Origin of the sequence: Mesorhizobium sp. M7A.F.Ca.MR.176.00.0.0 (genome assembly GCF_004023165.1) — a bacterium.
In the GTDB taxonomy this organism is placed as follows: domain Bacteria; phylum Pseudomonadota; class Alphaproteobacteria; order Rhizobiales; family Rhizobiaceae; genus Mesorhizobium.
The window spans coordinates 17,451-26,751 of record NZ_RZTC01000086.1 but is presented as its reverse complement, the minus strand read 5'-3'; the positions used below and the strand labels follow the sequence as shown (position 1 = coordinate 26,751).

The window sequence follows — 9,301 nt, the reverse complement described above, 5'->3', positions numbered from 1 at the left end:
GTGAAGATCCGGCGGCGCCCGCCGCTCCGCTAGTGGCCGCCACCGAGCCGGTCGATCCGGCGCCGCAGCATGTTGCTCCGGCGGCTCAAGCCGACGCGGACCAGACCGGCACCGTGGCGCCTGCCGCCGCCCAGGCGGACGACGAGCCGGCCCTCAAGCCGGTCGCCAAGCAGAAAGCCGAGGCCCAATCGGCGAACACGCCGGCAAAGGTTCCGCTCGCGCCGCAGCGTCCGTCCGACCAGCCGGTCGATGTTGTCGGCGAGGTCAAGCCCGATCAGGTTGCGTCCATAGATCCGGCATCGACCGCGGCCGGCGGTGGCTCGTGGTCGATGCAGATCGCCTCGCAGCCGACCGTCGAAAGCGCCCAGTCCAGCTATCAGGATCTGCAGCGCCGCTATGGCAGTGTGCTTGCCGGGCGTACCGCCAACATCGTCAAGGCCGAGATCGCCGGCAAAGGCACGTTCTACCGCGTGCGCGTTCCGGCCCAGTCACGCAATGACGCGATCAATTTGTGCACCAGCTACAAGGCCGCCGGCGGCAACTGCTTCGTCTCGCGCTAAAGCGGAGCCGACCATCAAAAGCCGGCGCGGTCCATCGCGCCGGCTTTTTTCATGGGGAAAGCAGATCCGGCGTTGTCCCGGATGAATCCCTGGCGATTCCCTTTGATCGCACAAAGCCCTAAACTGCCGACATGACCGAATCAAAATCCATGATCCTCGGCTGTGCCGGGAAATCGCTTACCCGCGAAGAAATCAATTTCTATCGCAATGAATGCCCGTGGGCCTTCATCCTGTTTGCGCGCAACATTGGCGAGACCGAACAGATCCGCGATCTGGTCGCCGAGATGCGGGACTGCATAGGGCGTCCGGACGCGCTGGTGTTCATCGATCAGGAAGGCGGCCGTGTGCAGCGCTTGCGACCGCCGCTGGCACCGAACTATCCCGCCGGTGGCGCGCTCGGCGCGCTGTGGCGCGACGATCATGATGCCGGCGCCCGCGCGGCCTGGCTGATGGCGCGGCTGCATGCCTTCGACCTGCTGCGCTACGGCATCACAGCCGATTGCCTGCCGGTGCTCGACGTGCCGATCGAAGGCGCCAGCGATGTCATCGGCGCGCGGGCCTATGGCAAGGATCCGCGACCGGTGATCGAGCTCGGCCGCGCAGCCGCGGAAGGGCTGATGTCGGGCGGCGTGCTGCCGGTCATGAAGCATATTCCGGGCCATGGACGTGCCTTTGCCGACACGCATTTCGAACTGCCGGTGGTCAATGCCTCGCTCAGCGATCTGCAGCGGCATGATTTCGCCCCGTTCAAGGAGCTTAGCCATCTGCCGATGGCGATGACAGCCCATGTCGTCTACAGCGCGATCGACCCCACCAATCCGGCGACTACCTCCGGCAAGGTCATCGACGAGATCATCCGGCGCGAAATCGGCTTCGACGGACTGCTGATGAGCGACGACACCTCGATGAAGGCACTTTCTGGGGATTTCCCGACAAAGGCGGCATCGATCCTTGCGGCGGGCTGCGATCTGGTCCTTCACTGCAACGGCGTTTTCGAGGAGATGGCCGGCATCGCATCGCGTACCACGGGGCTTGAGGGCACGTCGTTGGAGCGCGCCAAGCGGGCGCTGACCTATATAAAGAACCGTGACACGGTCAAAGAAACCGAAATACGTGCCGAATTCGCCACCTACTTCGATGCGGTGGCATAGCAAAGGGAAAGTGACTGAGTGGCGGAGACATTGGAAAGCAAGGCCTCGAAGGCCGCACCGATGGACCGTCTGTGGGCCGAGAATGACGATTCACGCGTTACCGGCGACCCGTCGCTGGTTGTCGACGTGGCGGGCTTCGAAGGTCCGCTCGACCTGCTGCTGCATCTTGCCCGCACCCAGAAGGTCGATCTGGCTCGCATTTCGATCCTGGCGCTGGTCGAGCAGTATCTGACCTTTGTCGAGACGGCGAGGGCGCTCAGGCTGGAGCTTGCCGCCGACTATCTGGTGATGGCGGCGTGGCTGGCATTCCTCAAGTCCAAGCTCCTGATCCCCAAGCAACCCGGCGACGAGGGCGAAAGCGGTGAGGAACTGGCGGCGGTGCTGCAGTTCCGCCTGAAGCGGTTGGAAGCCATGCGCGACGCCTCGGCGCGTCTGGTCAACCGCAACCGGCTCGGCCGCGATGTGTTCGCGCGCGGCATGCCGGAAATGGTCATCGTCGAAAAGCGTAACGCCTATTCGGCCTCGCTCTACGATCTCTTGACCGCCTATGCCCAGCAACGCCAGAAGCAGGCGATCAACAATGTGACGATCGCCAGGCGCGGTGTCTGGTCGCTCAAGGATGCGCGCGACATCCTGACCCGCCTGGTCGGGGCTGCAAGCGACTGGACGGCGCTGGAAAGTTTTCTGATCGCATACATGACCAGCCCCGAGGAGCGGCGCACGGCAATCGCCAGTTCGTTTGCGGCAACATTGGAACTGGTGCGCGACGGCACGATGGACGTGCGGCAGGATCAGACGTTCGCGCCGATCTACCTGCGCGGCCGCACGCAGGCAATCAAGGCAGTCGAGGTGGCATCATGAGCGAAAGCGCCAACGCTTCGGTTGTCCCGTTCAAGGTCGGCGATGTACCCGAAGAGGAGTCGCTTTCCCGGGATCCGGCCGAGCAGCTACAGAACCCGGCCGAGCGGCTGCATCTGGCCGAGGCCGTGCGCATGGCCGAGGCGATCGTGTTCGCCAGCGCCGAACCCGTCAGCGAAAAGCAGCTCGCGGCACGCCTGCCTGACGGCATCAACATTGCCCTGGCCATGGCCGAGCTGCAGCAGATCTATGCGCGGCGCGGCGTCAATCTGGTGCGTGTCGGCGACGCCTGGGCGTTCCGCACCGCCGGCGACCTGGCTTTCCTGATGAGCCGCGATACCGTCCAGCAAAGGAAGCTCTCCCGCGCGGCTCTCGAAGTGCTGGCGATCATTGCCTATCACCAGCCGGTGACGCGTGCCGAGATCGAGGATATCCGCGGCGTCGAAACCTCGAAAGGTACGCTCGACACGCTGCTGGAAACGGAATGGGTGCGCATGCGCGGCCGGCGAAAGACGCCCGGACGCCCTGTGACCTACGGCACGACGGAGACCTTCCTCGACCATTTCGCGCTGGAAGAGATCCGCGATCTTCCTGGCATGGAGGAACTGAAGGGGGCTGGACTGCTTTCGGGCCGCATGCCGTCGAATTTCTCCATTCCGCAGCCGCCGGCCGATCCCGACGCATTGACCGACGACGAGGATGCGCTGACCGACATCGATCTCGAGGAACTCGGCCTGCTGACGCCGCGCGTCACGGAAGATTGACTGGCATTGGCGGCCAACTTGATGAGGATGCGCGGATTCGTAGCGGGCGTTCCCGTCGAAAATGCGTGACATCCGTCACCCTTTCATAAACTCTGTCGCAGTTGTGTTTGAATCCCAACGCGAAAACGCATAGATCATCGCCAGGGAAAACATTCGAGAGAGATTTGCTATGGGTTCATTTTCGATTTGGCATTGGCTGATCGTGCTGGTGATCGTGCTTTTGGTGTTCGGCCGCGGCAAGATTCCCGAGCTGATGGGCGATATGGCCAAGGGCATCAAGAGCTTCAAGAAGGGCATGGCCGACGACGAGGTTGCCGAAGACAAGCGCACCGTCGAACATCGTGCCGACGAGACCGTTGCGGCCGCGAAGGAAAAAGCCAGCAAGAGCTGAGCCCAAGGTTCTAGTCGGAACAGAGTGCCATGTTTGAAGTCGGCTGGACCGAAATGCTGGTCATCGCGATCGTCATGATCGTGGTCGTCGGACCCAAGGATTTGCCCAATATGCTGCGCACCTTCGGCCGCACGACGGCGAAGCTGCGCGCCATGGCGTCCGATTTCCAGAAACAGTTCAACGAGGCGCTGAAGGAAGCCGAGCTCGACGACGTCAAGAAGTCCGTCGACGAGCTCAGGGGCATGAGCCCGATGGCTGAGATCAGGAAGCAGCTCAATCCGTTCGAACAGGCCGCGGCCGACGTTCGCTCCGGCGTCGATGCGGCGATGAAGCCGAAGCCGGCAGCCGATCCGGCAAGCTCTGTCGCTTCGACCCCGCAAGCGGCCGAGCCGTTGAAGAACGGTGCAACGACCATGCCTGGCGTCAACGGGCCGGGAGCAGCGCCAGCAGCGCCGGTTTTTCCGGCAATGACCGACGAATCGGTGGTGACCTCGTCAGCGCCGGCGGAACCCGTTGCGGCGCCGAAGGCGTCCGCGGCGAAGAAACTAATCAAGCCTGCACCGGCAAAAGCGACGCCGGCTGCAAAAGCTTCGGCAAATGGTGCAAAGGTTGCCGCGAAGGCAGCGTCTGCGTCCAAGACGCAGGCGAAGGCCATGACGGCGGCACAGCCTGAAGCGCCCAGGGCCAAGACGCCCGCTGAGGCCAAGGCTGTCGCGGCCAAAGCCGTGGCGACCAAGACTGTAGCGACCAAGATGGGGGCGAAAGCCGAACCGAAGCTTGCAGCGGTGAAGAAGCCGGTGGCCAAGAAGACGGCGGGAGCCGCCAAGTGAGCGTTTCGGACACCGAAAAGGACGAAATCGAGAAATCGTCCGCGCCGCTGATGGAGCATCTGATCGAGTTGCGCCGGCGGCTGATCTGGTCGCTGGGCGGCTTCTTCGTTGCCTTCCTGGTCTGTTTCTTCTTCGCCAAGAAACTGTTCAACCTCCTGGTCGTGCCGTTCAAATGGGCGACGCAGTGGGCAGGGCTCGATCCGCACAAGGTCGAGCTGATCTACACGGCGCCACAGGAATTCTTCTTCACCCAGGTCAAGCTCGCCATGTTCGGCGGCATGGTGATCGCCTTTCCGCTGATCGCCACGCAGATCTACAAGTTCATCGCGCCCGGCCTGTACAAGAACGAGCGCAACGCCTTCCTGCCGTTCCTGATCGCATCGCCGATCCTGTTCCTGATGGGCGCATCGCTGGTCTATTTCTTCTTCACGCCGATGGTGATGTGGTTCTTCCTCGCCATGCAGCAGGCCGGCACCGACGATCAGGTGCAGATTTCGCTGCTGCCGAAGGTGTCGGAATATCTCAGCCTGATCATGACGCTGATCTTCTCCTTCGGCCTGGTGTTCCAGCTGCCGGTGGTGACCAGCCTGATGACACGGGTCGGCATGCTCTCGTCCAAGGGACTGGCCGAGAAGCGCAAATGGGCGATCGTCATTGCCTTCGTCGTCGCGGCGATACTGACGCCGCCCGATCCGATGAGTCAGATCGGCCTGGCCATCCCGACCATCCTTCTCTACGAGGTGTCCATCTGGGCTGCCCGGCTGATCGAGCGCGATCGGGAAAAGCAGCGCGTGGCACGCGAGAAGCAGGACGCGGCGGAAGAGGTGGCGGACAAAGCACCGGACGAGCCCCCGGCACCTGCCTCCTCATAGGCGACAGAGCGGCTGCAGCGGCGGAAAAACACAGTCGTCGCCCCGTCCTCTTGCATCGATCTCGGATGCGGTTTACGCCCTCTGGCTGAAACGCATCGCGCTCAAAGCGATGCGTTTCAGTTTTGTTTTGAGCATGTCGTTGTCCCAAATCGCTGTGCACTTTTGGGCGACATGCTACCCAGGAGCGTTTCAAACCATGCTTGACATCAAATGGATTCGCGACAACCCGAAGGCCCTTGTCGAGGCGCTGGTGAAGCGCTCGTGGTCGGCCGGTGAGGCGCAGTCCATGGTCGACGGGCTGATCGCCTCGGACGAGGCCCGGCGCGAGCACGTCACCGAGCTGCAGACCAAGCAGGAGCGCCGTAATGCCGCGTCGAAGGAGATCGGCAACGCCATGCGTTCGGGCGATGCCGCCTTGGCCGAGAAGCTGAAAGCCGAAGTCGGCGAGATCAAGGTCTTCATCCAGAACGGCGAGGCGCGCGAACGCGAGCTCGACAAGGCGCTGACCGATGCGCTGGCGGTGCTGCCCAATGTGCCGTTCGACGACGTGCCTGTCGGCAAGGACGAGCACGACAATGTCGTCAAGCACCTCGTCGGCAAGGTGCCGACGCGGCCGAACTGGGTGAAGGAGCATTTTGAGATCGGCGAAGCGCTCGGCATGATGGATTTCGAGCGCGCGGCAAAGCTGTCGGGCTCGCGCTTTACGGTGCTGAAAAGCGGACTGGCCCGGATGGAACGTGCGCTCGGCCAGTTCATGCTGGACCTGCATACGACCGAACATGGCTACGAAGAAGTCATCCCGCCGTTGATGGTCAAGGACGATGTTCTGTTCGGCACCAACCAATTGCCGAAGTTCGAGGAAGATCTGTTCTTCGCGCCGCACGGGGAGGGCAGGCTTGGCCTGATTCCCACCGCCGAGGTCCCACTCACCAACCTTGTGCGTGAAGAAATCACCGCGCATGAAAAACTGCCGCTGCGCTATACCGCGCTGACGCCGTGCTTCCGCTCGGAAGCGGGTTCGGCCGGGCGCGACACGCGCGGCATGCTGCGCCAGCATCAGTTCTACAAGGTCGAGCTGGTGTCGATCACCGATCAGGAGTCGTCACTTGCCGAGCACGAGCGGATGACGCAATGCGCCGAGGAAGTGCTGAAGCGGCTCGGCCTGCCGTTCCGCACCATGACGCTGTGCACCGGCGACATGGGGTTTGGCGCGCGCAAGACCTACGATATCGAGGTCTGGTTGCCCGGCCAGAACGCCTATCGTGAGATCTCGTCCTGCTCGGTGTGCGGCGATTTCCAGGCGCGCCGCATGGACGCGCGCTACAAGGACAGAGACGGCAAGGGCAACCGCTTCGTCCACACCCTCAACGGCTCGGGCACAGCCATTGGCCGCGCGCTCATCGCCGTCATCGAAAACTACCAGAACGAGGATGGCAGCGTAACCATTCCTGAAGTGCTGCGGCCTTACATGGGCGGCCTGGAAAAGATCGAAGCGAAATAATGCGTATCCTCCTGACCAATGACGACGGCATTCATGCCGAGGGCCTGGCGTCGCTCGAACGCGTCGCGCGCACGCTGTCCGACGATGTCTGGGTGGTGGCGCCCGAGCAGGACCAGTCCGGCTACGCGCATTCGCTGTCGATCTCGGAGCCGCTGCGGCTGCGCAAGATCGGCGAGAAGCATTTCGCCGTGCGCGGCACGCCGACGGATTGCGTCATCATGGGCGTCAAGAAAATCCTGCCTGGCGCACCCGACCTGATCCTGTCCGGCATCAATTCGGGCGCCAATATCGCCGATGACGTCACGTATTCGGGCACCGTCGCCGGCGCCATGGAAGGCGCGCTGCTCGGTATCCGCTCGATCGCGCTCAGCCAGGGCTACAGCTATGTCGGCGAAGATCGCGTCGTGCCCTACGAGACGACAGAGGTGCTGGCGCCGGCGCTGCTGAAGAAGCTTGTCGCGACGCCGTTGCCGGACGGCGTGCTGCTCAACGTCAATTTTCCCAATTGCACGCCCGAAGAGGTCGCCGGCACGGTGGTCACCACGCAAGGCAAGCTCGTGCACTCCCTGTGGGTCGACGAGCGCCGCGACGGGCGCGGCCTGCCATACTACTGGCTGCGCTTCGGCGGCGAGCCGGTCGAGGGCAAGCAAGGCACCGATCTCTACGCCTTGCGCAACAGGCTGGTGTCGGTGACGCCGCTGCAGCTCGATCTGACCGCGCATGAAATCCGTGACCAATTGAGCAAGGCGCTTGCATGAACCAGGGCCTCCCGATCGATGACCGCGAAGGTTTTGCCGCCTTTCTGCTGCGTCTGCGCGGTCGGGGGACTGTACCGAAAGCGCTGATCGCGGCCTTCGAGGCGACGCCGCGGCGCGGCTTCCTGGCGGCCCAGTTCCATCAGATCGCCTGGTCGGACCGAATGCTGCCGATCGAATGCGGCGAGGCGATCGAAGGTGCCGATATGCAGGCGGCGGTGATCGCGGCGCTCGCTATCGAGCAGGGCAACCGCGTGCTCGAGATCGGTACCGGTTCGGGCTACACCTCGGCGGTGATGTCGCGGCTGGCGGCGCGGGTCATCACCACCGATCGCTACAAGACGCTCGCCGAGCAGGCTAGGCAGCGCTTCGAGGCGCTCGGCATCGGCAATGTCATCGTGCGCCACGCCGATGGTTCCGGTGGCCTGCCGAATGAAGGGCCGTACGATCGCATCGTTGCATGGGCGTCCTTCGACAGCCTGCCGCGTTTCCTGCTCGACCAATTGTCGAGCGGCGGCATCGTCATCGCGCCGATCGGCCCCGAAGAGGGCGAACAGGTGCTGGCCAAGCTGACCAAGGTCGGCAGCCGCTTCGAGCGTGAAGACATCGGCCTCGTTCGCCTGCAGCCGATCCTGCGCGGTGTCGCCGCTATCATCTAGCGCGTATGCCGATGATCAGGCCGCGCCGCGTCGGGTGCGCGCCCGTCTTCGGCCCCGGCCGGCATGACCTGAAAATCTCCCCTGGGCTCGCTCTCTAATATTTTAAGAAAAATTGCGCCGGATTCCATGGGGTTAACCGTCGAGTAACATTAACGCGCTTTAATCATGCCTAGTTTGTACCGGGTATGTGCGGGTTAGTGCGATGCAACTCAGTGTTTTGAAGACAAGCGGTCGCAATCTGGCGCGAGGCTGCGCCATACTGATGGTCGCGGGTGCTGCTGCGGGGTGCAGTTCCCAGGTTTCGCGGTTCAATGGCGTCGACGACGTCTTTACATCCTCGACCAACAATCAGCGCACCATCATCAACAAGCAGGATGCCGTACAGCAGCCTTATCCGGGCGATGTCGCCGCCGCTCCGATCGATGGCAGCCATACACAGTCGGTCAGCCGCTCCAGCCTCGATCCGGTCTCGACGCGGCCGCTGCCTCCGCCCGTTGCCCAGGCTCCCGAAGTGGCGCCGGTATCGAAGCCGGTGCGCACCGCATTGGCCCCCGCACCGCATGTCGACAGGACCACGACCGGCACCGTCGCCCCGGTGGCATCGCCTTTCAAGGTTTCGCAACCTGACGAACCCCGCGTGGCTGCTTCCGGCACTCCGCATGCAACCGAGATCGTCGTCAGGGACGGCGAAACGATCGGCGGCCTGGCGCAGCGCTACAAGGTTCCGTCCGACGTGATCATGAAGGTCAACGGGCTGAGCGCGACCAAGGGGCTGAAGACCGGCCAGAAGCTGGTCATCCCGGCCTACGCCTATTCGAGCAAGAGCGAGCCGAAGCTCGCGGATGCCAAGCCGGCGAAAGACACCAAGCACAACCTGCCGGCCACTGCGCCGGACAAGGTCGCCGTCCTGCCGCAGCAGCCGAAGCCTAGGGAGGGCAAATCCACCGCTCAGGTCGACAC

General features: G+C 63.2%; 11 protein-coding genes. All 11 read left to right on the top strand.

What is annotated here, in order from left to right; all coding sequences use genetic code 11:
• Window positions 1-560: SPOR domain-containing protein (locus EOB59_RS24730; protein WP_206622069.1), on the top strand; the 560-nt coding region annotated here is incomplete at its 5' end.
• Window positions 561-691: 131 nt separating this feature from the next.
• Window positions 692-1,711: a beta-N-acetylhexosaminidase gene (nagZ, locus tag EOB59_RS24725; RefSeq protein WP_128289448.1), complete on the top strand. Its 1,020-nt coding sequence runs from the start codon at window positions 692-694 to the stop codon at window positions 1,709-1,711.
• Between the two features lie 60 nt (window positions 1,712-1,771).
• Window positions 1,772-2,572 (top strand): ScpA family protein, encoded by an 801-nt coding sequence (locus EOB59_RS24720; RefSeq protein ID WP_050596706.1) that lies wholly within the window; start codon window positions 1,772-1,774, stop codon window positions 2,570-2,572.
• Window positions 2,569-3,333 carry an SMC-Scp complex subunit ScpB gene (scpB, locus tag EOB59_RS24715; protein ID WP_128289447.1) on the top strand — a complete coding sequence of 255 codons (765 nt, stop codon included), beginning with the start codon at window positions 2,569-2,571 and terminating at the stop codon, window positions 3,331-3,333. The genes EOB59_RS24720 and scpB overlap by 4 nt, the downstream gene beginning before the upstream one ends.
• 169 nt (window positions 3,334-3,502) lie before the next feature.
• Window positions 3,503-3,724: a twin-arginine translocase TatA/TatE family subunit gene (locus tag EOB59_RS24710; RefSeq protein ID WP_023812188.1), complete on the top strand. Its 222-nt coding sequence runs from the start codon at window positions 3,503-3,505 to the stop codon at window positions 3,722-3,724.
• A 29-nt stretch (window positions 3,725-3,753) separates the two neighbouring features.
• Window positions 3,754-4,554: a Sec-independent protein translocase protein TatB gene (gene tatB / locus EOB59_RS24705; RefSeq protein WP_128289446.1), complete on the top strand. Its 801-nt coding sequence runs from the start codon at window positions 3,754-3,756 to the stop codon at window positions 4,552-4,554.
• Window positions 4,551-5,426 carry a twin-arginine translocase subunit TatC gene (tatC, locus tag EOB59_RS24700; protein WP_127320714.1) on the top strand — a complete coding sequence of 292 codons (876 nt, stop codon included), beginning with the start codon at window positions 4,551-4,553 and terminating at the stop codon, window positions 5,424-5,426. Before tatB ends, tatC begins: the two co-directional genes overlap by 4 nt.
• A 196-nt stretch (window positions 5,427-5,622) precedes the next feature.
• On the top strand, window positions 5,623-6,927 hold the full coding sequence (gene serS / locus EOB59_RS24695) for a serine--tRNA ligase (RefSeq protein WP_127380881.1): 1,305 nt from the start codon (window positions 5,623-5,625) through the stop codon (window positions 6,925-6,927).
• On the top strand, window positions 6,927-7,685 hold the full coding sequence (gene surE, locus EOB59_RS24690; protein ID WP_023812184.1) for a 5'/3'-nucleotidase SurE: 759 nt from the start codon (window positions 6,927-6,929) through the stop codon (window positions 7,683-7,685). The genes serS and surE overlap by 1 nt, the downstream gene beginning before the upstream one ends.
• Window positions 7,682-8,341: a protein-L-isoaspartate(D-aspartate) O-methyltransferase gene (locus tag EOB59_RS24685; RefSeq protein ID WP_128289445.1), complete on the top strand. Its 660-nt coding sequence runs from the start codon at window positions 7,682-7,684 to the stop codon at window positions 8,339-8,341. The genes surE and EOB59_RS24685 overlap by 4 nt, the downstream gene beginning before the upstream one ends.
• 202 nt (window positions 8,342-8,543) lie before the next feature.
• A partial coding sequence (locus EOB59_RS36655) for a LysM peptidoglycan-binding domain-containing protein (RefSeq protein ID WP_245486734.1) occupies window positions 8,544-9,301 on the top strand: 758 nt, incomplete at its 3' end.